16 protein-coding genes and 2 pseudogenes are annotated in these 23,647 nt (G+C 74.3%); 10 read left to right on the forward strand and 8 right to left on the reverse strand.

The features are described from left to right. Positions 1-202: 202 nt before the first annotated feature. Both ABCR83_RS29115 and yczE read right to left on the reverse strand, forming a co-directional pair. Positions 203-577: an RNA polymerase-binding protein RbpA gene (locus ABCR83_RS29115; protein WP_004948858.1), complete on the reverse strand. Its 375-nt coding sequence runs from the start codon at positions 575-577 to the stop codon at positions 203-205. A 250-nt stretch (positions 578-827) separates the two neighbouring features. Continuing rightward, positions 828-1,520: a membrane protein YczE gene (gene yczE / locus ABCR83_RS29120; protein ID WP_462698212.1), complete on the reverse strand. Its 693-nt coding sequence runs from the start codon at positions 1,518-1,520 to the stop codon at positions 828-830. Between the two features lie 124 nt (positions 1,521-1,644). Between yczE and ABCR83_RS29125 the strand changes: the two genes are divergently transcribed. Further along, complete coding sequence (locus tag ABCR83_RS29125) at positions 1,645-3,159, forward strand: SCO1417 family PLP biosynthesis transcription factor (protein WP_462698224.1); 1,515 nt, start codon at positions 1,645-1,647, stop codon at positions 3,157-3,159. An 18-nt stretch (positions 3,160-3,177) separates the two neighbouring features. Here ABCR83_RS29125 and ABCR83_RS29130 read toward each other — a convergent pair. Both ABCR83_RS29130 and ABCR83_RS29135 read right to left on the reverse strand, forming a co-directional pair. Beyond that, positions 3,178-4,668, reverse strand: a pseudogene (locus tag ABCR83_RS29130) (hypothetical protein); the annotation flags it as partial. Positions 4,669-4,694: 26 nt separating this feature from the next. Beyond that, a complete protein-coding gene (locus ABCR83_RS29135; RefSeq protein WP_462698213.1) occupies positions 4,695-4,889 on the reverse strand; it encodes a hypothetical protein in 195 nt (64 codons plus the stop codon). Positions 4,890-5,122: 233 nt separating this feature from the next. Here ABCR83_RS29135 and ABCR83_RS29140 point away from each other — a divergent pair, with 233 nt between their 5' ends. Next, a complete protein-coding gene (locus ABCR83_RS29140) occupies positions 5,123-5,536 on the forward strand; it encodes an ankyrin repeat domain-containing protein (RefSeq protein WP_462698214.1) in 414 nt (137 codons plus the stop codon). Positions 5,537-5,700: 164 nt separating this feature from the next. Here the strand turns inward: ABCR83_RS29140 and ABCR83_RS29145 are convergent, their stop codons facing one another. Continuing rightward, complete coding sequence (locus ABCR83_RS29145) at positions 5,701-7,299, reverse strand: carboxylesterase/lipase family protein (protein ID WP_462698215.1); 1,599 nt, start codon at positions 7,297-7,299, stop codon at positions 5,701-5,703. 90 nt (positions 7,300-7,389) lie between these two features. Continuing rightward, complete coding sequence (locus ABCR83_RS29150; RefSeq protein WP_462698225.1) at positions 7,390-8,721, reverse strand: FtsW/RodA/SpoVE family cell cycle protein; 1,332 nt, start codon at positions 8,719-8,721, stop codon at positions 7,390-7,392. Between the two features lie 367 nt (positions 8,722-9,088). Between ABCR83_RS29150 and ABCR83_RS29155 the strand changes: the two genes are divergently transcribed. Continuing rightward, on the forward strand, positions 9,089-9,415 hold the full coding sequence (locus ABCR83_RS29155; protein WP_462698216.1) for a hypothetical protein: 327 nt from the start codon (positions 9,089-9,091) through the stop codon (positions 9,413-9,415). Between the two features lie 171 nt (positions 9,416-9,586). After that, on the forward strand, positions 9,587-9,778 hold the full coding sequence (locus tag ABCR83_RS29160) for a hypothetical protein (protein ID WP_462698217.1): 192 nt from the start codon (positions 9,587-9,589) through the stop codon (positions 9,776-9,778). A 24-nt stretch (positions 9,779-9,802) separates the two neighbouring features. On the opposite strand, the gene ABCR83_RS29165 is transcribed toward ABCR83_RS29160, so the two are convergent. Then, positions 9,803-10,234, reverse strand: coding sequence for an SPW repeat protein (locus ABCR83_RS29165; RefSeq protein ID WP_462698218.1), 432 nt, complete (start codon positions 10,232-10,234; stop codon positions 9,803-9,805). Positions 10,235-10,442: 208 nt separating this feature from the next. Here ABCR83_RS29165 and ABCR83_RS29170 point away from each other — a divergent pair, with 208 nt between their 5' ends. From ABCR83_RS29170 to ABCR83_RS29180, 3 genes are all read left to right on the forward strand, one after another. Then, complete coding sequence (locus ABCR83_RS29170) at positions 10,443-10,631, forward strand: hypothetical protein (RefSeq protein ID WP_462698219.1); 189 nt, start codon at positions 10,443-10,445, stop codon at positions 10,629-10,631. A gap of 127 nt (positions 10,632-10,758) precedes the next feature. Continuing rightward, complete coding sequence (locus ABCR83_RS29175; protein WP_462698220.1) at positions 10,759-11,904, forward strand: glycosyltransferase family 4 protein; 1,146 nt, start codon at positions 10,759-10,761, stop codon at positions 11,902-11,904. 70 nt (positions 11,905-11,974) lie between these two features. Further along, positions 11,975-15,586: a hydantoinase B/oxoprolinase family protein gene (locus ABCR83_RS29180; RefSeq protein WP_462698226.1), complete on the forward strand. Its 3,612-nt coding sequence runs from the start codon at positions 11,975-11,977 to the stop codon at positions 15,584-15,586. Between the two features lie 7 nt (positions 15,587-15,593). Here the strand turns inward: ABCR83_RS29180 and ABCR83_RS29185 are convergent. Then, a pseudogene (locus tag ABCR83_RS29185) lies at positions 15,594-15,738 on the reverse strand (allophanate hydrolase subunit 2 family protein); the annotation flags it as partial. Positions 15,739-16,186: 448 nt separating this feature from the next. Between ABCR83_RS29185 and ABCR83_RS29190 the strand changes: the two are divergent. The 3 genes from ABCR83_RS29190 (at position 16,187) to ABCR83_RS29200 (ending at position 23,529) form a co-directional block, all read left to right on the forward strand. Then, positions 16,187-17,767, forward strand: a complete 1,581-nt coding sequence (locus tag ABCR83_RS29190) for a hypothetical protein (protein WP_462698221.1) — start codon at positions 16,187-16,189, stop codon at positions 17,765-17,767. A gap of 88 nt (positions 17,768-17,855) precedes the next feature. Continuing rightward, positions 17,856-18,770 carry a hypothetical protein gene (locus ABCR83_RS29195; protein ID WP_462698222.1) on the forward strand — a complete coding sequence of 305 codons (915 nt, stop codon included), beginning with the start codon at positions 17,856-17,858 and terminating at the stop codon, positions 18,768-18,770. A gap of 40 nt (positions 18,771-18,810) precedes the next feature. Beyond that, positions 18,811-23,529: a hypothetical protein gene (locus ABCR83_RS29200; RefSeq protein ID WP_462698223.1), complete on the forward strand. Its 4,719-nt coding sequence runs from the start codon at positions 18,811-18,813 to the stop codon at positions 23,527-23,529. The last annotated feature ends 118 nt before the right edge of the window (positions 23,530-23,647 follow it).

Raw genomic sequence — 23,647 nt, forward strand, 5'->3', positions numbered from 1 at the left:
AGGCCGGGCCGGGGCCGCTTTGGGGGGTGGGGGCCAGTGGCCGCAACAAGCGCACATAGCCCCCCGGTGGGGCGCCACCCGCCCCCGCCCCGCCGGGCCGGGTGGCCCGGGGCGCCCGGCCCGGCGGGTGACCAACCCCGGCCCCGGCCCCCCCCGTGCCACCGCGGGGGCCCGGGCCCTTGCCGACTGTGCTGTGCGGCCCTCAGGCCGACTTGCGGGTGTCCCGCGGGTGCACAGCGATGTTCATGGCGCCGGAGCGCAGGACGGCCAGCCGCTCGGCCAGTACCTCCTCCAACTCCTCGCGAGTGCGCCGCTCCATGAGCATGTCCCAGTGCGTACGCGCGGGCTTCCCCTTCTTCTCCTCGGGACCGTCGCCGTCCACCAGGAGTGCCACGGCGCCGCACGCCTTGCACTCCCACTCCGGCGGAATCTCCGCCTCTACAGAGAACGGCATCTCAAATCGATGGCCGTTCGGGCATGCGTACTCCACCGCCTGGCGCGGGGCCAGATCGATGCCGCGGTCGGTCTCGTAGCTGGTAACCACAAGTCGCGTGCCGCGGAGAGCTCGCTCACTCATGAATTCGTGCCTCCCGGGCTTGTCGCCCACAGGACAGGTGTCGCTGTCGTCGTCATCCGGTCAACGTCCGGTCGGCGGTGAAGATTCCCGTTGAGGGACATGCGTCGCCCGTCGTGCCGCCCCTTGTTGTACCCATCGGCGCCCGGTTTGTCACATCTGACAACAGATGTCACCCTGCGTTTCCATGGCTTTAGCGCGCAGTAACGGTTCATCCGGTGGGTCGAGGGCGTACACTACCCGCTCGCTGGTTTCAGTCCTGCACGGGGGCGGGTGTGAGGGCGCATCCGGGGTGGCCGGGACGGGTGGCAGCGGTGTCCGCGGCCGGCCGCTCCGCCTTCGCGGGGGCGAAGAGGCGCAGGAAGAGCTGCGACAGCGGGCCGATGGTCACGGCGAAGAGCACCGTCCCCACGCCCACCGAGCCGCCCAGGGCGAATCCGGACGCCAGGACGGCCGCCTCGATGCAGGTCCGCACCAGCCGCACCGAGCGGCCCGTCGTGCGGTGCAGTCCGGTCATCAGGCCGTCCCGCGGGCCCGGGCCGAAGTCGGCGCTGATGTAGAGCCCGGTCGCCGCTCCGCACAGCGCCACCGAGAAGACCAGCAGCGGCACCCGCAGCCACAGCGAGCCGGGCCCGGGCACCAGGCTCAGGGTGGCGTCCATCGCCAGGCCGAGCACCACCACATTGGAGACCGTGCCGAGCCCCGGCCGCTGCCGCAGTGGCACCCACAGCAGCAGGACCAGCGCGCCGGCGATGATCTGGACGGTGCCCACCGACAGGCCGGAGTGGCGGGCGATCCCCTGATGCAGCACATTCCATGGATCGAGCCCCAGCCCCGCCCGAAGCTGCAGGGCCGCGCTCACCCCGTACAGCACCAGGCCGACATACAGCTGTCCGAGACGGCGGGTGAGCCGCAGTGCTCGGGTGAACCCCCTTGATGTGGACAAGATCCCTCCCCGGGAGCCAGGGCCGGTGGCACCTGGCAGTGGTGCAAGTGGTCTGTTGCATGGCAGTCTGTGGACTGGGACAGCGCATGAACCATGGCCAATTTCGAGAAAGTGGACTGCAGAGATGAGTCAGTGGACCGCTTCAGTGGGTGCCCAGCAGCTTGCCCGTCTCCTCGACGCGCAGTACGGACGCGGCACCCGGTCCGTCGTGACGTCCATCAACGGCCGCCGGGTGCCCGCCTACCGCTCCCTCGCGGACCGCATCCGGCTGCTCGTCCTCGAGGGCCGGGTGCCGGTGGCCGCCCGGCTGCCCGCCGAGCGGGAGCTCGCGGCCGCCCTCTCCGTCAGCCGCACCACCGTCGCCGCCGCCTATGAGGCGCTGCGCGGCGAGGGGTTCCTCGAGTCCCGCCGCGGCGCGGGCAGTTGGACCGCGGTGCCGGCCGGGAACCCGCTGCCCACCCGCGCGCTCGACCCGCTGCCGCCGGAGGCCGCGGGCTCGGTGATCGACCTGGGCTGCGCCGCGCTGACCGCCCCCGAACCCTGGCTCACCCGCGCCTTCCAGGGCGCCCTCGAGGAACTGCCGCCCTATGCGCACACCCATGGCGACTACCCCGCGGGCCTGCCCGCCCTGCGCCGGGCCCTCGCCGACCGCTACACCGCGCGCGGCATCCCGACCATGCCCGAGCAGATCATGGTCACCACCGGTGCCATGGGGGCCGTCGGTGCCATCTGCCGGCTGATGGCCGGCGGCGGTGAGCGGGTCGCCGTCGAATCACCCTCGTACGCCAATGTCCTTCAGCTCATGCGCGAAGCCGGTGCCCGCCTGGTGCCCGTCGCCATGGCCGACCGGCTCGCCGGCTGGGACCTGCCCGCCTGGCGCCAGGTGCTGCGCGACGCCGCTCCACGCCTCGCCTACGTCATCGCCGACTTCCACAACCCGACCGGTGCCCTCGCCCCCGAGGAGCAGCGCCGCGCCCTCGTCGAGGCGGCCCGGGCCGCCGGCACCGTACTCGTCGCCGACGAGACCATGGCCGACCTGCTGCTCGAACCAGGCCTCGAACTGCCCCGCCCCGTCTGTGCCTTCGACCCCGCGGGCAATGCCGTCATCACCGTCGGATCGGCCAGCAAGTCCTTCTGGGCCGGGCTGCGGATCGGCTGGGTGCGCGCCGCGCCGGACGTCATCCGCAGCCTGGTGGCGGCCCGCGCCTACGCCGACCTCGGCACACCCGTGGTCGAACAGCTCGCCGTCACCTGGCTGCTCAACACCGAAGGCTGGGATGCCGCCCTCGACATACGGCGTGCCGAGGCCCGCGAGAGCCGGGACGCCGTCGTCGCCGCCCTCGGACGCCACCTGCCCGACTGGGAGTTCACCGTCCCACGCGGCGGCCTGACCCTGTGGACCCGCACCGGAGGGCTCTCCGGCTCGCGCATCGCCCAGGTCGGGGAGCAACTCGGGGTACGCGTGCCGTCCGGTCCGCGCTTCGGCGTCGACGGCGCCTTCGAAGGCTACGTCCGGCTGCCCTTCACCGTGCGCGGGCCGGTCGCCGAGGAGGCGGCCGCCCGGCTCGCCGAGGCTGTCCGGCTGGTGGCGGCCGGCGCCCCCGTCGCCGCCGAGTCCCCACGCACCTACGTCGCCTGAGCCCTCGGCCGGCCACCGGGGCAGCAGCGTCAGCACCGCCTGGCGCTGGGCCTCACAGGTCTCCTCGTCCTGGGGATCCGGGGTGGCCGGCACCTGGAGGCGCAGCACGGGCCCGGAACCCAGCCGCGCATAGCCCCGGCCCGGCGGGACGTCGGTGACCGGCGTGGTGAGCGGGGGTGCGCCGAGGGCCGCCAGGGTCTGGTCGTGACCGACCGCGCCCAGCACCACCCGGGCCCGGGTGTGCGCACGTACCGGCTCGGTGAGCAGCCGCTCGCCGTCGATGTCCTCGCCCACGGTGACCGTGACGTTCGCGGTCCGCCCGTGCCGCAGGGGTGTCTGCAGCAGCTCCTGTGGGTCGGGCCGCCCCTCGCCCGCGGCGAGTTCGCTGAGGGCGGCGGGGCGGTCGACGACGATCCACAGCGGCCGGCGGATGTCCTCGGGGGCCGGATGCCCTTGCCGGCGGGCCTGGTTGGCCGCCATCAGCCGCCGCTGCGTCTCATGGGAGGCCCACTCCAGGGCGGCGAGCGCGCCGGTGAGCGAAGACTCGACGGCCAGTACGCCCTCCCGCCCGGCCAGGCAGGAGTACTGGCCCGTGCCGCTGCCGTCGATCACCACCACCTCGCCCTGGTGCAGGGCCTGCAGCGTGATCGAGCGCAGCAGGGTGGTGATGCCGGAGGCGGCCCGGCCCAGGGCCAACAGGTGGGGTTCGGTGGAGCGTTGCCCGGTGCGCCAGATCACCGGGGGGACGTCATGGGTCAGTTCGCCGGCGGCCACCGGCAGGGTGCGCTGCACCGCGCAGGGGTCGGTGAAGCCGAGCACGGTTTCCCCGGGCGCGGTCACAAACCGCTGGGCCCAGATGTCGGTCGGCAGCGGGGACAGCGCATGCAGCGACAGCCGGCCGGCCTCCTCGTCCCAGTCGAACCGGTACTCCCGCCCGCGCCCCGCCTTGATCTGCAGCAGGCGCTCGATCCTGGCCCGGGATTCGGGCTCGCCGTCGGTGAAGTAGGCCGGATAGCGCAGCCGGAGCGCGACCAGCCGCCCGTCGTCGCCAAAGGCGGGCTCGTCGAACGCCTGTTGCCAGTCGCCGTCGTGCGCATAGAGCGGTGCCGGGTCCAGGGGGGACGAGAAGTAGGGCACCAGGGCGTCGTAGAGCGCCTGGAGCCGGACGGCGTCCGGATCGTCCGCGCCCGCCGCGGCGGGCCTGCGGTCCCGGCCCCGCCAGGCCCCGGCCGCCAGCAGGGCGGCCGCGGCGAGCGGCGGGCCGTAGGGCACGAGCGCCACGATGAGCAGGCAGGAGGCCGCCAGCAGCAGGGCCGAACCGCGCCGGTCCGCCGGCGTCCGGGCCCACCCGCGGCGCCCGGCGGCGGCCAGTGAGCGCAGGCCGCGCGCGATGGTGAACAGCGGGTGGAGCGCGTCCAGGGCGCTGTCGGCGGCCGTGCTCGCCAGCTCGCGCCCATGGGTGAGCGGAGACCGGCCGGCCGGCGGTCGGTGGTGTCCTCGGCGGCCCACATCGGCCTCCCGGTGGGGTGGAGGGGTCAGAATCTCAGCCCGCCCAGCAGGCCGGCGAGGCTGGCGCCGCCCGCCCGGATGCTGGGTGCGATGGCCGTGCTCGCGAGATAGAAGCCGAAGAGCGCGCACACCAGCGCGTGGGACGCCTTCAGGCCGTCCTTGCGGAAGAACAGGAACACGATGACACCCAGCAGTACGACGCCGGAGATCGAGAGGATCATGGGGTTCTCCTGGTTGTGAGGGTGGTCACCATGAGTCCTTACAGCGTCACAGCAAGTGCCGGATTGGGAAAACGGGAGCGGTGGCGTAAGAGTGACTTGTCCTTCAAATCACCCGGATGGCTCCGGCGTGGCGGAGCAGGGCGCCGCCGTACGTAGGGTGGGGCGCACAGCCGGGCAATGCACCCATACGCCGATGCGTCACATCGGCGGCCGACACCGGAGGACCGCAGACGATGACCGAGCCCCCCGCATCCGAGCCCGCCCACGACCCCGAGGTGCTCCAGCTCGCGGCCAGGGTCTTCGACCTGGCGCGGCACGGCGACACCGACACCCTCGCCGCCTATGTGGATGCCGGGGTTCCGGCCAACCTCACCAATGACCGGGGCGACTCGCTGCTGATGCTGGCCGCGTACCACGGCCATGCCCACGCGGTGGAAGCGCTGCTGCAGCGCGGGGCGGATGCCGACCGGGCCAACGATCGTGGCCAGACGCCGCTGGCGGGCGCGGTCTTCAAGGGCGAGGACGAGGTGGTGCGGCTGTTGCTCGCGCACGGCGCCGACCCCGCGGCCGGGACGCCGTCGGCGGTCGAGGCCGCGGGGGTGTTCGGGCGCCAGGATCTGGTGGAGCTCTTCCGGGGCAAGGGGTAGCGCTCCGCCGGGTGTGCGGAACCGGCCGCGGGCGTCCGTGGCCGGCCGCGCCCACGCGGCGGAGCCGGGCATCTCGCGGGGTGCTGCGGCCGGCGCCGGTCCTGCGCCGCGGAGCCGCAGCATGCCCCCATCGGGCACCGCGGGCGAGCGGCCCGCAGCGCGGGTCAGGCGCCGTGCCGGTCCCAGAAGGTGCAGTGGTGTTCCCGGCCCGGATCCACCGGGCGGATGCCCTCCGGCCCGGGGGCGAGCGACTGCACCAGCGGTGCCTTCGCCCGGAAGCGCGGCCAGTGCGAGCCCGGCGCGGAGGTGTGGGCGAACCGCGTCCAGGCATCGGTCATCCGCGCCGACAGCGTGCGCTGCGCCGGGGTGAAGGCGGCCGGGAGGACGAACAGATACGGCAGCTCGAAGGCGTGCGCGGCGCCGTACGGGACCTCCTGCACCGTCGGCAGGCCGAAGGCGTTCGGCGCATCGGGGTCGCTGAACTCATAGCCGTACACCGGCACCCGGGCGGCCAGCGCGCGGTCGGCCCGCAGCGTGGTGCAGGCGAACGACCGGTCGGTGAGCACCGCGGCCCAGGCGAGGGCGGGGGTTGGGTAGCGCGCGGCGGGGTAACGCGCCTCCACCGCCCCGGCCGCGGTGCCGAAGCTGTCCCGCAGCCGCGCCCGGTAGCCGCGCTCGTCATGGACGGGGTGTGCGGCGAAGGAGGCGGCGACGAAGTAGCGCATCTCGTCGTGGTTGGTCCCCTGGACCACCGGCACCCGGTGGAAGCGGCCCTGTTCCAGGGCCCGGTCGGGCCGCAGCGGCAGCAGGCCGGTGCCGTACGGGACGAACGAGAACGACTGCATCAGGCCGGCCGTCGCCAGCTTTCCGGCGGGCAGCGCACGCAGGCAGCGCAGCGCCCGGTCCGGGTGCGTACAGCCGAGCCGGCGGGCCGCGTCGGCGCCCTCGGACCGGGCGTCGCGCAGCGGCACCCAGGGGCTCCAGGCGGGCAGCCCGGGGGTGGGGCCGTTCGCGGGCATGCTGGTCGTGCACGAGCCGCTCTCGAGCACGGCCCGCCGGAACAGCCCGGCCGCCCGGGGCGAGACCAGGTGCGCGCACACGCTGATGGCACCGGCCGATTCGCCGAACAGGGTCACCCGGTGCGGGTCGCCGCCGAAGTGCCGTGCGTTGGCCCGTACCCAGCGCAGCGCCGCCTGCTGGTCGGCGAGCCCGAAGCCGGTCCCGGCGAGTGCCGGATGGGCGAAGAACCCGAAGACGCCGAGCCGGTAGTTGACGGTGACCACCACCGCATCGCCCCGGACCGCCAGCCGCTGGGCCCGGTAGACGTCGCCCGAGCCGAAGACGAAGTCGCCGCCGTGCAGCCAGACCATGACGGGCAGACCCCGGCCCCGGGCCCGCGCCGGCGCGGTGACATTGAGGTAGAGGCAGTCCTCCGAGCCGGTCGCCGCCCCGGTGTCCTGGGCGGCCTGCGCACATCGGGGGCCGGGTGCCCCGGCGTCCCGTATGCCGTGCCAGGGACGCGCGGGCACCGGGTCGTGCCAGCGCAGCCGCCCGGTGGGCGGTGCGGCGAAGGGGATGCCCTCGAAGGTGTCGTACGAGCCGTGCGCCCGGCCGCGCACCGGGCCCCGGTCGGTCTCGGCGACCGGGGCGCGGCGTGGCGGGGCCGCGGTGCCCGGGACGGCGGTGAGCAGGACGAGCAGGGGCGCGAGGAGGAGGGCGCACAGCGCCCCGCTCCGGCGCCGTGCGGGACGGGTGTGCGGCACGGCTGAGGCTCCTTCGGCGAGGGGACACCCTGGCTGGTCATGGACATGGAGTCCTGGACCCTCCACGGTGCCCCCTGGGCCGCGGCGCCGCTACGGCGCGGGGGGCCGGCCGGAGCCCTGCGCCGGGCGCTCGCGCGCCCTGCCCGCGCCGTCGCTGATTCTGATCAGCAGCGCGATCATGAGCCAGTTGGCCACCAGCGACGAGCCGCCCTTCGCAAGGAAGGGCAGGGCCTTGCCGGTCAGCGGAATGAGCCCCATGACGCCGCCGGCCACCACAAAGACCTGGAGCGCCAGCGCCGCCGCCAGCCCCACCGCCAGCAGCTTGCCGAAGGGGTCGCGCGAGCGCAGCGCCACACTCAGTCCGCGCTGCACCAGCAGCCCGTACAGCAGCAGCACCGCCATCATCCCGGCGAGCCCCAGCTCCTCGCCGACCGTGGTGAGGATGAAGTCACTGCGCCCGGCGAAGCCGATCAGTTCGGGGTGGCCCTGGCCCAGGCCGGTCCCGGTGACCCCGCCGCTGCCGAAGCCGAACAGGGCCTGCGCGGCCTGGTCGGAGATCAGCCCCGGGGGCCGCTGGCCCTTGGGCAGATAGATGTCGAAGGGGTGCAGCCAGGCCACGATCCGGCCCTTGACGTGCGGTTCCATCGAGCCCACGGCGGCGGCTCCGACCACCGCCATCAGCAGGCCGCACGCCACCCAGCTGGTGCGCTGGGTGGCCGCGTACAGCATCACCACAAACAGCCCGAAGAAGATCAGCGAGGTGCCCAGGTCCCGCTCGAGGACCAGCACCAGCAGGCTCAGCACCCACACCGCGAGGATCGGGGCGAGCTGGCGGCCCGGCGGGAGCCGGGCCCCGAGCACCTTGCGGCCGGTGAGTGCCAGGGCGTCCCGGTGGGTGACCAGATAGCCCGCGAAGAAGATCGCGATCATGGTCTTGACGAACTCGCCCGGCTGGAAGGACAGCGGGCCGAGGAAGATCCACCGCTTGGCGCCGTAGGTGTCGCCGGGGAAGGCCGCGGGCGCCATCAGCAGCACCAGCGCCACGGCCATCGTCAGATAGATGTAGCGCTGCAGCCGCCGGTGGTCCTTGAGCAGCATCAGCACGCCGATGCAGACGGCCACGCCTATCACGGTCCACATCAGCTGGCCGGAGGCGGTGCCCGCGGAGTGGTACCGCGCGCTGTAGGCGAAGTCCAGCCGGAACAGCAGCACCAGCCCCAGCCCGGACAGCAGGGTGGCCAGCGGCAGGATCAGCGGGTCGGCGTACGGGGCCCAGCGGCGCACCACCAGGTGCGGCACCAGGGCCAGGCACACCATGCTGCCCGCGAATCCGGGGAGCCCGGGGGGAATGCGGTCCTCGATCGCCAGGCCGGTGTACAGATAGCCGAAACAGCTGATCAGGACGGCGAAGCCGAGCAGCAGCGCCTCACGTCGGCGCCGCTGCCCGGGCGTGTCGGAGGACGCCGGAGGAGGGTCCCCCCGGTCGCTGCCCTCGGCGCGTACGGTTTCCACGGTCACACCCGTCATGATGATCGGCCCCGACCCGGGGAAACCCGAGGTTTTCCAAGGTTTCCCCGTGATCCGGTGAACCCCGTGACTTCCTCCGTAATCAATATCTGCACGCCCCTAGCGTCACATATCCGGTATTGGGTGGTTCTGGGCCGGATACTTGTGATTGCCGTACGTCATGCGTCGTGCACTCAGTGCGACGTTCGTAACCGGCCGGGACGGCGCTGAGTTGACCCGTCGGCACCAGCCGGTATCCACCATGCAGGACGGAGAGTGGTTTATGAGCAAGCGCCAGAAGGGCCGCAGGCACCGCCGGGTCAATCGCACCCCGCGGCCGGTCGGCTCGTCCCGCCCGCCCGCGGCCCGCCCGGAGTCGCACCCGGACTCGCCGTCGGCGCCACGGCTGGGCCGCCATGCGGCGCGCACCTGGGACGGTCTGCGCTCCCGCGGTGCCGGGGGTGCATCCGTGGACGAGCTGTGCGGGGCGGTGGGCTATCAGCCGCGCACCATCCTCAGGCACATCGACGAGCTGGCCGGGCACGGGCTGGCGGAGCGGCGCGGCGACCGCTGGTACGCGGCGGGCGGTGGGCGGGCGGCCATTTCCTGACAGGCTGTCAAATGTGGCCCGGCTTGCGGTGATTTCGTGGCGTGTGCGGCAAGTCGCCCAGCCGGGCGGCCCGTTGGGGACCGGCCCGGGAGCGGAGGCCGTTCATCCGGCCGGGTGAAAGGCGCCGCCCTCGTGCCGCATGGGCACCGCGCGGGTTCTACTGTCGCCCGCATGCCCGACATGGATGAGATCATCGGACGGATCCGCCGTGACATGGACACGCAGCTGCGCAAGCGGGCGCGGCGCGCGCTCGGCGACGGCGGCGACCGGGCGGGCTGGGCCGCCGATGCCGGCGCCCCGGCCCCGGGCGTGAGTCCGCCCGGGACCGGGGTCGCCCGCCCCGTCGCGGCCGAGGAGGCCTGACGGGATCTTCCGAGGGGGCCTCCGTCAGTTGCGTGCCCGGCGCATGCCCAGCCCGGCCAGGGCGAGGGCGAGCAGGCAGCAGACGGCGCCCACGATGACATTGCTGAGCTGGGCGGCCATGCCGAAGGTGCGGCCGGACACGGCCCATGGCGAGATGATCGTCCAGACGCCGATGGCCAGGGCGGCCCAGCTCATGGCGTGTGTGCGTTCATAGGCGGACCCGAAGCCGCCGACCAGGCAGGCGAATGCGACGCCGGTGATCAGGTTGGTGACGGCCAGGGTGGACGAGCCGTTGAAACCCACGATCCATGGTGAGGCGGCCAAGTAGATGCCGCACAGGACTGCGAGGGCCTCGACGGCCTGGGCGGCGGGAGTCGCCGTCGTCTCCTCGGAGTGGGCGCGGAGCGCCTTGATGTCCGGGTGCTGTTCGATCCGGGGTGACGTAGGGGCGGTCACATCAGCCACCTTCTTTCCAAGTCGGTTCGGACCTTCTTGCAGTTTAACCCGATTGGAGGTGAATTCGCCTGAATAGCGGGTGAATAGTCCGATCTGATGACGTCCATGCGAGGGCGGCGTACCGGACGGGTGGCCGGGGAAGGTTCATTCGGGGCACAACGCCCCGCACCAGTACCACCCGGCACTTTCAAGGGGGAGGAACCACCTCATGGAACACCCCGAGGGGCAGGAAGACCGCCCACGACAGCGCGCGACCGGGCGGAGCGAGGTCCTGAGCGAGGTCCTGGAAGTCCCCGGCAACGCCGCACTCGCCACCCGCCGGGCGGCGGCCTATGACGACCCCGGCCCGGCCGACGAGGACGATCCGGAGCCGCACATCATCCGCGGCGTCGACTGAATCGCGGACCGGGGCGATCGCGGGCAGCGGCAGCCGAATCCCGCGCACGGGCAACGCTCACAGGACGTTTGCCCGGGGGAAAGATCCACGTGGCCCACGTCACGCGCACGCTATGGAGAACGTCCATATGCGAGTCGCCATCGTCACCGAATCGTTTCCCCCCGACATCAACGGCGTCGCCCACTGCGCCTGGCAGACCGCCCGCCATCTGGCGCGGTGCGGTCATCGGACGCTGGTCGTGACCCCCGCCCGCCGCCCCGGCCCGGGCGAGGCCCGGGATACGGCGGACGCCGGCGGCCCCTGCCCGGTGGTCCGGCTGCCCTCGTTGCCCCTGCCCGGCTATCCGCAGGTGCGGGTGGCCCTGCCGAGCCGCCGGCTGTTCGCGGTGCTGGCCGCGCACCGCCCCGATGTCGTCCATCTGGCGAGCCCGTTCGTGCTCGGCGCCCGCGGCATGGCGGCCGCGGTGCGGCTCGGCGTGCCCACCGTCGCCGTCTACCAGACCGACGTCGCCGGCTACGCCCGGGTGTACCTGGGCGTCGGCGAGAACATCGCCTGGCGCCGGATCAGGACCGTGCACCGGGCCGCCGACCGCACCCTCGCGCCCTCCGCCTCGGCCGCCCGTGACCTGGCCGAGCACGGCGTGCCACGGGTGCGGCTGTGGCCGCGCGGCGTGGACTCCGAGCGCTTCCACCCCGCGCGGCGCGACCTGGAGCTGCGCCGCGCGCTGGCGCCGGGCGGCGAGCTGATCGTCGGTTATGTGGGCCGTCTCGCCCCCGAGAAGCGGGTGGAACTGCTGGCGCCGGTGTGCGCACTGCCGGGTGTGCGGGTCGTCGTGGTGGGCGACGGACCGCATGCCGCCGGGCTGCGGGCGGCCCTGCCGGGCGCGCGCTTCCTCGGCTGCCGCACGGGCGACGAACTCGCCAGGATCTTCGCCTCACTGGACGTCTTCGTCCACACCGGACCGCTGGAGACGTTCTGTCAGACCGTGCAGGAGGCACAGGCCAGCGGAGTGCCGGTGATCGCACCCGCCGCGGGGGGCCCGCTCGACCTGGTGGAGCACGCCCGCACCGGGCTGCTGGTACGGCCCCATGACGCCGGGGCGCTGCGCGAGGCGGTGCTGACCCTGGAGGCCGGGCGCCGGATGCGGGCCGAGTACGGGCGCGCCGGGCGGGCGTCCGTACTCGGCCGCAGCTGGTCGGCGGTGGGGGACCGGCTGCTGGAGCACTACCGGGAGGTGCTGGATCTGCGCTGCGGGTGGGGTGCGGCGGCATGACCGGGCACCCCGCCTCGGGGACGGCCCGCGCGGGCGGCCGGAGGAGGCCCACAATGGCCGCATGGGCCGGATGACCGGATGCTGGGAGTTCTGGGTCGACCGCGGTGGCACCTTCACCGATGTGGTGGGCAAGCGGCCGGACGGCCGGCTGGTCACCCGCAAGCTGCTGTCCCACGACCCCGGACGGTATCCCGACGCGGCCGTCGCCGGGATCCGGCTGACGCTCGGCCTGGCACCCGGCGACCCCCTGCCCGCCGACCGGATCGGCGTCGTCAAGATGGGCACCACCGTCGCCACCAACGCCCTCCTGGAGCGCACCGGCGAGCCCACGGTCCTGGTCGTCACCGAGGGCTTCCGGGACGCCCTGCGCATCGCCTACCAGAACCGTCCCCGGCTGTTCGACCGCCATATCGTGCTGCCCGAGGCGCTCTACGGCCGGGTGATCGAGGTCCCGGAGCGCATCGACGCCCGGGGCGCCGTGCTCCGGGCGCCGGACCTGGCGGTGGCCGCCGAGGCGCTCCGCGCGGCCCACCGGGCCGGCTTCCGCAGCGTCGCCATCGTCTTCCTGCACGGATACCGCCATGCCGCACACGAGCAGGCCGTCGCCGGGGTGGCCCGCGAGCTCGGCTTCCCGCAGATCAGCTGCTCCCATGAGGTGAGCCCGCTGATGAAGCTGGTGTCCCGCGGCGACACCACCGTGGTGGACGCCTATCTCTCGCCGATCCTGCGCCGTTATGTCGACGAGGTGGCCCGCGAACTCCGCGGTGTGCGGCTGATGTTCATGCAGTCCAACGGCGGGCTGCGGGCGGCCGCACACTTCCGGGGGAAGGACGCCGTGCTGTCCGGGCCCGCCGGAGGCGTGGTCGGCATGGCCCGTTCGTCCGCCGAGGCCGGACACCGGCGGGTCATCGGCTTCGACATGGGCGGCACCTCCACGGATGTCTCGCACTACGCCGGGGAGTTCGAGCGGATCTTCGGCACCGAGGTCGCGGGGGTGCGGATGCGGGCCCCCATGATGAACATCCATACGGTGGCCGCGGGCGGCGGCTCCGTCCTGCACTTCGACGGGCGGCGCTACCGCGTGGGCCCCGACTCGGCGGGTGCGGTGCCCGGCCCCGCCTGCTACCGGCGGGGCGGCCCGCTGACCGTCACCGACGCCAATGTGATGCTCGGCCGGGTGCAGCCGGACCACTTCCCCGCGGTCTTCGGCCCGGGCGGCGACCAGCCGCTGGACGCACGGACGGTCCGCGAGCGGTTCGCCCGGCTCGCCGAGGAGACCGCCGCGGCCGCCGGGGACCGCCGCGGCCCCGAGGAAGTGGCGGCCGGATTCCTCGACATCGCCGTCCTCAACATGGCCAACGCCGTCAAGAAGATCTCCGTGCAGCGCGGCCATGACATCACCCGCTACGCGCTGACCAGCTTCGGCGGCGCGGGCGGCCAGCATGCGTGCGCGGTCGCCGACGCCCTGGGCATCGGCACCGTGATCGTGCCGCCGCTCGCCGGTGTGCTGTCCGCGTACGGCATCGGCGTGGCCGACGCCACCGCCATCCGCGAACAGGCCGTCGAGGCCCGGCTGGACGAGACCACGCTGCCCCGCATCCGCGCGGAGTGCGCCCGGCTGGCGGACCTCACCCGGGGCGAGCTCCGCACGGACGGCGTCCCCGAGGAGACCGTGACCACCACCGCCCGGGTGCACCTGCGCTACGCGGGCACCGACGCCGCCATCCCGGTTCCGCTGGGCGGCGTCACCGCGATGACCGAGGAGTTCGCCCGGGCCCACCGCGCCCGCTATGCCTTCACCATGGACAAGCCACTGGTCGCCGAGGCCGTGTCGGTGGAGGCCGTCGGCGCGGCGGGCGAGCCGCGGGCCGACGTCCCCGGGCGGCCGCCGCGCCACACCGGACCCCGACCCGCCGCGACCGTGCGGATGTTCACCCGGGGCCGCTGGCGGGACACCCGGCTGTACGAGCGCACCGGGCTCCGCCCGCGGGACGTCCTCACCGGTCCCGCGATCGTCGCCGAGGCCGACGCCACCACCGTGCTGGACCCCGGCTGGCAGCTGACCGTCGGCGACCGCGGGCATCTGCTGCTCAGCCGCGTCCGGCCGCTTCCCCGCACCCCGGCCGTCGGCACCGAGGCCGACCCGGTGCTGCTGGAGGTCTTCAACAGCCTCTTCATGGCGATCGCCGAACAGATGGGAGTGCGCCTGGAGAACACCGCGCACTCCGTCAACATCAAGGAACGGCTCGACTTCTCCTGTGCCCTCTTCGACGCGGCGGGCAACCTGATCGCCAACGCCCCGCACATTCCCGTGCACCTGGGCTCGATGGGGGAGTCCATCAAGGAGGTGCTGCGGCGCAACGAGGGGGTGATGCGCCCCGGTGACGCCTACGCGATCAACGATCCCTACCACGGAGGGACCCATCTGCCGGATGTCACCGTCGTCACCCCGGTGTTCGACGCGGCGGGCGAGCGCCTGCTGTTCCTGGTGGCCTCGCGCGGCCACCACGCCGAGATCGGCGGCATCACCCCCGGCTCCATGCCCGCCTTCAGCCGTACCGTCCACGAGGAGGGCATCCTCTTCGACAACTGGCTGCTGGTACGCGACGGCAGACTGCGCGAGCGGGCGACCCATGAGCTGCTGACCTCGGGTCCGTACCCGTCCCGCGCGCCCGATGCCAACCTCGCCGACCTGCGCGCCCAGCTCGCCGCCAACGAGAAGGGCAGCCAGGAACTGCGGCGCATGATCGAGCAGTTCGGGCTGGACACCGTCCAGGCGTATATGCAGCATGTGCAGGACAATGCCGAGGAGTCCGTGCGCCGCATCGTCGCCGGACTCCGCGACGGCGCGTACCGCTATGAGACGGACGGCGGTGCGGTCATCCAGGTCGCCGTCCGGGTGGACCACGCCGCGCGAGGAGCGGTCATCGACTTCACCGGCACCTCGCCCCAGCAGCCGGGCAACGCCAACGCGCCCGGCTCCGTGGTGATGGCCGCGGTGCTGTATGTCTTCCGTACGCTCGTCGCCGAGGACATCCCGCTCAACAGCGGCTGCCTCAAGCCCCTCCGGGTCCGCATCCCCGGGGGATCCATGCTCGCCCCGGTCTTCCCGGCCGCCACCGTCGCCGGAAACGTCGAGACCTCGCAGGCCGTCACGGGAGCGCTGTATGCCGCGCTCGGGGTGCAGGCCGAGGGCTCCGGCACCATGAACAACGTCACCTTCGGCAACGACCGGGTGCAGTACTACGAGACCGTGGCGAGCGGCTCGGGCGCCGGAGCGGGCTTCGACGGAGCGGATGCCGTACAGACTCATATGACCAACTCCCGGCTGACCGACCCCGAGGTGCTGGAGTGGCGCTGCCCGGTGCGGGTGGAGAGCTTCGCCATCCGGCAGGGCAGCGGCGGCCCCGGCCGCTGGCACGGCGGCCGGGGCGTCGTCCGCCGCATCCGCTTCCTGGAGCCGATGACGGTCGCCCTGCTCACCGGCCACCGCCGGGTGCCGCCCTATGGCATGGCCGGCGGCGGACCGGGGGCGCTGGGCGTCAACGAGGTAGTGCGCGCGGACGGCTCGGTGCAGCGGCTGGGCGGCTGCGATGTGGTGGCGGTACGGGCGGGGGACGTGCTGGTGATACGGACGCCGGGGGGCGGGGGGTACGGGACGGAGCCCCGGCGGAACCGGTGAGCCCCCGGACCGCGAAGCGGACCGGCGTACCCGGCACGGCCTGCGCGGCCGCGGACAGCCGGGCCTCCGGCACCACCCCCACGACGGGGTAGCCGCCCGTCGTGGGGGTGGTCCGCGAGAAAGACCACCGGCCGCCCGTCGGGCGGCACCTGAGGGCGTCGTCGTCGGTCAACTGCCAGCGGCCGAAGCCCTCGCCGAGGTCGGCGTTGAGATCGAGGACGGGGGCGCTGCGGGGCGCCGGGCCGGTGGCGGTCATCGGCGGGCCTCCATGGCGTCGGTGACGAGCCGCCGGGCGTCGTCCGGACAGTCGGCCAACTTCCGGTCGGCTCCCACCCATTGAGGATTGTTGAACAATAGCCTGGCCCTCTCTGCGAGTCGCCCCGCCGGAACGGGCAGGGGCCGGGGAGTTCCGTGGTCGTCGTGGGCTTCGCCACCCGGCGCACCCCCTGCCGGTGGCCGGCGCGGCCGGGATCGTCACCGGCCCGCTCGGCGGGCTCTCGCCGCGGGCCGCTCGGTGACGAACTTCGGCGGACGGCATCCGGCCGGTGCTCCACCGCGCCGTTTCGTGCGATGTCAGTGCGACCGCCTACTCTGTGCGACGTGACTTCTCCAGCCCCGACGGCCGCTTCGCCCCAGTTCAACGGTGGCGTGCTCCCCCAAGCTCTCGGCTCCGCTCGAGCAGGGGGGACCCCCATTGCCCCGGGCCCCGCGGCCGACGAAGGCCTGGCCCGGCGGCTGCGCGCGCTCGCCTGCACCGCGCCCCTGCATGACCTGGACGCCCGCAAGGCCAACCTCGCCGGCGAGTACGGCGGCTACGCCATGGCCGAGGTGGCCCTGGCCGCCATCGACCTCGTCACGCTCAACATGGACTTCGACACCGGCGCCGACCACGAGCAGATAGTGACCAGGCTGCTGCCCCGGGTCGCCGCCCAGGCCCCCCGGCGGCCGCAGGCCGAGCACGAGCGGGTCGCCCGCTGGGTCCTGGAGAACCTCATCAACGTCGGCAGCGTCGACCGGGGCTTCCGCGCCGTCTACGGCACCTTCGGCCCGGACGGCGCCTATGTCCGCCGCGACTACGACTTCAAGCTCATCGAGGAGGTCCCCGGCCCCGGCGGCACGGTCTTCCTGCGCACCACCGACGAGGCCGTCAACGTCCTGGTCGGCGCCCTCGACACGGACGTCACCAGCGCGCAGATCGCCGCCGAGGTCAAGCTCGAGGTCCTCATCAGCCGCGGCCGGCTCGCCGATGCCCAGCTCGCCGCCGAACAGGCCCGCTACCGCACCGTGCAGTACGCGGAAACCCTCCGCAGGACCCTGGACGCCACCCGTCGCGACGTCCGTGCGGTGGACTGGCTGCGCGCCGTCCCCGACATGATCGCCGAAGCGCTCGACCACGTCGCCGACCGCTACCGCCACGAGAACGCGATCCTCACCAACATCCGCAAGGCACGCGACGAGGCGGAGGCCGCGGTCGATTCGAAGACGGCCGAGCACAAGCGGCGCGCCGCCGAGCTCGTCGACATCGTCAAGGACTGCATCCGCCGGCACACCCAGCTCCAGTCCCGGCTGCTGCAGGCCGGTCCGCTGTTCCGCGCCGAACAGGACCGGCAGGCCTTCGCGACCCCCGCCGCCCGCGCGGGCCTGGATCTGTACGGGCAGCTCGTGGCGCCCGTCCTGCCGCTGCCGCTGGAGCGGGCCGGGCGGGTCACCGACGCCTTCTTCGCCCGCGGTACGGGCCTGCGCACCCCGGCCTCGGTGCGCATCGGCGATCTGGTCGACATGCTGCTCACCCCGCCCGCCGAGCGGGAGCACCTCGGTGCGGAGATGCCCGAGCCGGATCTGATCGCCACCCCGGACGACAGCCGGTTCAGCGAGGCGCAGCTGGCGAGCGCCATGGAGCTGCTCGACCTCCCGGCCGACGCCCCCCGCCGCCTGTCCGGCCTGCTGGCCGAGGCCCGCCGCCGCGACCCCGGGCTCCCCTACCTCGTCGCCCTGCTCGCCGTGCACGCCGCGAGCCCCTCGGTCGGCACCGCCTACCGCCAGGGCGAGCAGTCGCTGCTGTTCGCGGTCGACGACGGCACCGAGCTGGACGACCCCGAATTCGGCGGCGCCGACCTCATCGTGGGCCAGGCCCTGCTGGACGCGGCCGGCATGGCCGCGGATCGAGCGGAGGCGGCATGAGCCCGTCCGGTGTCCCGATGAAAGGGCGGGACAGGGCCGAACACCTCACCCACCGACCAGCGCAACATCACCACAGGAGCAGCAGACCGTGACCGACCACGACACCGACGACGCGGCACAACACGCCGCGCCCGACCCGGAGTCGGCCCGTACCCCGAGCGGCAGTGGCACCCTCACCCCGGCGGACGCCGCCGACGCGGCCCGCCTCGTCGCCTTCGGCCTGCAGCCCAGACTCGCGCCCGCCAGAGACGCCGAGTACACCGAGCTGCTGCGCCGGCACCGCGACGACCCCCCCTTCGCCCGCCTGGTGGACGCCGTCGCCGCCGGGCTCGGCCTGGTCGTCCTCGAGGTGTCCACCCGCGCCGGGATGGCCGTCACCGCCGCCGAGGACTCCGTCTTCGCCGTCCGCATGGGCGACTACGCCCGCCGGGCCACCGCCGATTCCGCCGACCGGTTCCTGCACGGCCTGGCCCACCTCGCCGTCGCCGCCATGGCCTTCCCCCGCCCCGAGGACCTCGCCGACGACGGCTACATCGGCCGCGTCACCGTCAACGGCGTCGACGCCTTCGTCCGGCAGGCCTGCCGCAGGCTGGAGGAACGGGCCGCCGAGCAGGGCGAGAACACCGACCCCAGCACCGACGCCCCCGGCCTGGAGGCCGCCTGGCGGGTCTACGCCCGGCGGAGCGCGACGGGCGCCACCAAGGACGCCCGCCGGCTGGCCGGTTCCACCACCGGCATCATCGCCAAGGCCGTCGCCTTCCTCGTCGACTCCGGCTTCCTCCAGCGCACCGGCGACGACGCCGGCGGCACCTACCGCACCACGCCCCGCTATCAGTTGCAGGTGCGCGACATGGCCGGCAACGCCGCCATGGCCGAGCTGCTGGAGCTCGGCATCGTGCCGGTCGGTGACGGCGGTGCCACCCTGCTGCCGCCGGACGACGCCGACGACCTCGACCTGGTCGCCGACGCCGGCCTGCCCTTCTTCGCGCACAACCCCTCCTGAGCACCGTCAACACCCCTGCGATCAACGAGAGTCCGCCGCCATGTACGAGCTGTCCCGGGTCCGCCTCTACTCCATCGGGCCCGCCGGTGCGCGCTATGCCGACACCGTGCTGGACCTGCGAGGAGTCGGTGCGCCGGTGCCGTCTCCCGCGCCCCTGCAGGCGGAGTTCTTCGCGGAAGAACCGGTCGGCCCGCCACGCCGCCCCGCACCGGCGGGCGTGCTCTTCCTGGAGAACGGCGGCGGCAAGTCCGTCCTGCTCAAGCTGATCTTCTCGGTGATGCTGCCCGGCCACCGCAACACCCTCGGCGGCGCCAGCTCCGGCGTGCTGCGCAAGTTCCTGCTCGCCGACGACTGCGGCCATGTCGCCCTGGAGTGGCAGCACGTCCTGACGGGTGAAAGCATCGTCGTCGGCAAGGTCAGCGAATGGCGCGGCCGTCAAGTCTCCAACGACCCGCGGAAGTTCGCCGAGGCCTGGTACTCCTTCCGGCCCGGGCCGGGGCTCAGCCTCGACTCGCTGCCCGTCTCCGAAACCATGGCCATGCGCGGCCCGGCCGACGGCGCTTCCGGCGCTGCGCTGTCCGGCGCCTCCGGCGCACGGGGGCGCCGGCGCACCATGAAGGGTTTCCGCGACGCCCTCACCGAGGCCGGCAAGGCATACCCTCACCTGGACGTGGCCTGGGAGGAGATCCACGAGCGCTGGAACGAACACCTCGGCGAGCTGGGCCTGGACCCCGAACTCTTCCGCTACCAGCGGGAGATGAACGCCGACGAGGGCGAGGCGGCCGGTCTCTTCGCGGTCAAGAACGACTCCGACTTCACCGATCTGCTGCTGCGCGCCGTCACCGACACCCGGGACACCGACGGCCTCGCCGACCTGGTGCACGGCTTCGCCCACAAGCTGGGCCGCCGGGCCGAGCTGACCGCCGAGCGGGACTTCACCGCCGGTTCGCTCGACCTGCTCTCGCGCATCGCCGAGGCGGCCGGCCGCCGGGAGACGGCACGCGGCGTGCACGCCGCGGCCGAGCGCCGCACCCGCACCCTCGCCGGCCGGCTGTCCCTGCGCGGCGCCGAGGAGCGCGGGCGCGCGAGCGAGCTGGCCGAGCAGGTCGCGGCCGCCGCGCACCGGGTCACCGACGCCGAGTCGGCGCGCGGCCACGGCTCGCTGATCGCCGCCGAACTCGCCTACCGGCACGCCTCATTGGCGCTGGCCGCCGCCGAGAAGACCGCCGCCGCCCAGCGCCGCGAGCTCAATGACGCCCGTACCCTGCACTCCGCCTGGCAGGCCGCCGAGACCGTGCTGCGGCACCGGGCCGCCGCCGACCGCTCGGCCCGGGTGGCCGCCGCCATCCACGAGGCCGAGCGCGACGCGGCCCCGGCCCTGGCGGCCCGGGCCCAGGCCGCCACCGAGCTGGTGCGGGCCCTCAACACCGCGGCCGCGGAGGGCGAGCGGCTCGCCGACGAACACGAGCGGCGATCCGCGACCCTCCAGGAGGCGGGCGAGGCCGCACACCGCGATGCCACCGCCGCCGCCACCGAGGCCCAGCGCGCCCGCAGCGAAGCCGGCCACCTGCGCCAGCGCCGGGCCGAGGTCGAGCAGGAGACCGCCGAAGCGGTCCGCGCCGGGTGGCTCGACGACACCGCCCCCGACACCGACCCCGCCCGTGCCGCACTCGCCGCCAGCGACGCGGAGAAGCCCGCGGTCGCCGCCTACGAGGCCGCCCGCGAAGCCGCCCGGCAGGCCGCCGACCGCGCCAAGGAGGCGGCCGCCGCCGAGGGCAGGGCGGAGCTGACCGCGGCCCGGGCCGCCGACGCGGCCGGGGCGGCGGAGTCGGCGTACGAGACGGAGCGGCGGGCCGCCGAGTCCATCGGCGCCGCACCGCGCCTCGCCGGGCTGCTCGGGCTTCCGCAGCCTGCGGCCTCCGGCCAGCTGCCCGGGCAGCGCGCGGCGGACGACGGCGGCGCGACGCCCGGCCGGGCGCCCGGCGGCGGGGAAGGCGCGGCCCGGCCGGTGACCCGGGCCGAAGGCCCGCTCACCGCCGAGGAGTTGGACCGCAACGCGGACTCGCTGCGCGAGCTGCTCGACGACAATGTCGCCGCCGCCGAGCGGCACCTCTTCGACCTGCGCACCGCCGCCGCCGATGACTCGCGCATCCTGGGCGCGCTCGGCGACGGCGGGCTGCTGCCGCCCAGCCCCGATGTGCTGGCCGCCGTCGAATACCTGGGCGAGCACGGCATTCCCGCGCTGCCCGGCTGGCGCTACCTCGCCCAGGCCGTGGACCCCGCCGACCACGCCACCGTCCTCGCCGCCCGCCCCGAGCTGGTGGACGGCGTCGTCATCACCGACCCCGGCGCACACACCCGGGCCCGCGAGGTGCTGGGCGCCGCCTCGCTGCTGCCGCGCTCGGCCGTCGCCGTCGGCACGGCCGCCGCGCTGCTCGCCCCGGCACCGGATCCGGACGCGCGAGGCGGCGGCGCCGCCGAGGTGTTTCTCGTCCCGCCCAACCCGGCCATGCACGACGAGCGCGCCGCCGACGAGGAGCGCGCCGCCCTGCGCGAGCGGGCCACCGCCCGGGACGAGGAGATCCGCGCCATAGCGGCCCGGCTGGCCGGCGACCGCACGCTCGCCGCCCGTCTCGCCTCATGGCGCGACGGCTGCCCGCCCGGCCGGCTCGCCGAACTGGCCGCCGAGGCCGAGCGCTCCCGCGCGGCCGCGGACACCGCCCGGCAGGCGCTGGCCGAGGCCCGCACGGTCCGTGCCGAGACCGAGGAGTCCGCCGCCGAGACGGCCCGGGTCCGCGACGAACGCCAGGAGGCCGCCCAGCGCGCCCGCCGGGTGGCCGACGCGCTGGCGGGCCTCGCCCACCGGCTGCGCGAGCGCGCCCACTGGCAGTCGCGGCTGCGCGAACTCACCGAGGAGGCCGCCGAGTCGGAGGAGCGGGCGGCAGGGTGCGTGGACCGGGCGCGCGCCGCCGATGAGGACCGCCGCGCCGCCCAGCGCGCCGCCGACGACGCCCACCGCACGGCCCGCGCCCTGCGCGCCGAGCGGGCGGAGATCGCCGGCGCCCCCGACGAGGTCACCGGCACGGCTCAGGCACCCACCGCCTCGCTGCCCGCCCTGCGCGAGGCATACCGTGCCGCCTCGCGGCTCTATGAGAAGGTCGGCGTCGGCGCCGACCTGCGCGCCGAACAGGCCCGCGCCGAGAGCGACGAGAGCGCCGCCCGCGCCGAACTCGACCGCCTCACCAACAAGGTGCGCACCCGCGCCGCCCAGCTCCTGGAGAGCACCGACGGCGCCGACGGACCGTCCCGCCAGGCCGCGGCGGCCCGCGCCGAGTCCCTCGTCCAGATGCTGGAGACCCGCGCGTCCACGGCCAGCGAACAGCTCGGCCGGCTGCGCGGCGAGGCCGAGCGGCTCGCCCCGGCGGACGGCGACGCCCACACCGAGCTCCCCGCGGAGCGGGTGCCCGCCGACGCCGGCCGGGCCAGGGAACTGCTGCGCACCGCCACCGCCGAGCTCTCCGCCCGGACGGACGCCCTGGCGGACGCCCGCACCGCACACGCCGACCTGCTGCGCGCCCACCGCGCCGCCGAGGACGCGGCCACCGGGTTCGATGACACCGCGGCCCTGCTGCGCGATCTGCTGCGCGACAACTCCCCGCAGGAGGAGGCCGAACGGCCCGAGCCCCACCCCGGGACGCTGGAGGAGGCCCGGCAGGCGGCCGCCGAGGCCCGGCGCTCGCTGCGCGGCTGTGCGGGAGAGCTCTCCGCGGCCGAGACGGCGGTCCGCGAGGCAAGCGATGTGCTCGTCCGGCACGCCAACTCCACCCGCTATGAGCAGGTGCGCACCCCGGCCCGCCGGCAGATCCGCGAACTGCCCGCCGCCGCCCTGCCCGAGCACGCCGCGGCCTGGGCGGAGGCCTTCGCCCCCCGGCTGCGGGTGCTGACGGACGAGCTGGAGCAGCTGGAGCGCAATCGCGACAGCATCGTGGACCGGCTGCGCGGGCTGGTGGAGTCCTCGCTCACCACGCTCCGTTCGGCACAGCGGCTCTCCCGGCTGCCCGAGGGGCTGGGGGAGTGGTCGGGCCAGGAGTTCCTGCGCATCCGCTTCGAGGACCCGGACCAGAGCACGCTCACCGAGCGCCTCGGCGAGGTCATCGACGAGGCGACCCGCTCCGCCGTCAAGAAGAACTCCGACCTGCGCCGGGACGGCATGTCGCTGCTGCTGCGCGGAGTGCGGGCGGCCCTGCTGCCGCGTGGTGTGGCCGTGGAGATCCTCAAGCCCGATGCGGTGCTGCGCGCCGAGCGGGTGCCGGTGGGGCAGATGGGCGATGTGTTCTCCGGCGGTCAGCTGCTGACCGCGGCCATCGCGTTGTACTGCACCATGGCCGCGCTGCGCAGCAACGACCGGGGCCGCGACAAGCAGCGGCACGCGGGCACACTGTTCCTGGACAATCCGATCGGCCGGGCCAACGCGACCTATCTGCTGGAGCTCCAGCGGGCCGTGGCCGATGCGCTCGGTGTGCAACTGCTCTACACCACCGGCCTGTTCGACACCACGGCCCTGGCCGAGTTCCCGCTGGTGATCAGGCTGCGCAATGACGCGGACCTGCGCGCGGGCCTCAAATACATCAGCGTCGAGGAGCATCTGCGGCCCGGCCTGCCCCAGCAGGATCCGGACGCGGAACCGGTGCACGGGGAGGTCACCGCGACCCGTATGTTCCGCCGCCCGGAGGAGGAGGCGCGGCTCAGCCCGGCCTGAGGCTAGTGCCGCGTCGGCCGGGGTTTGCCCCAAAAGGAGCGGCGTCCGGTGCGTGCTCTCGGTGTGCCGGCCGGAAGTCCGCGTACTGGACGTACTTGGGCTTTCGGCCGGTGCGGCG

This window comes from Streptomyces xingningensis, assembly GCF_054957865.1.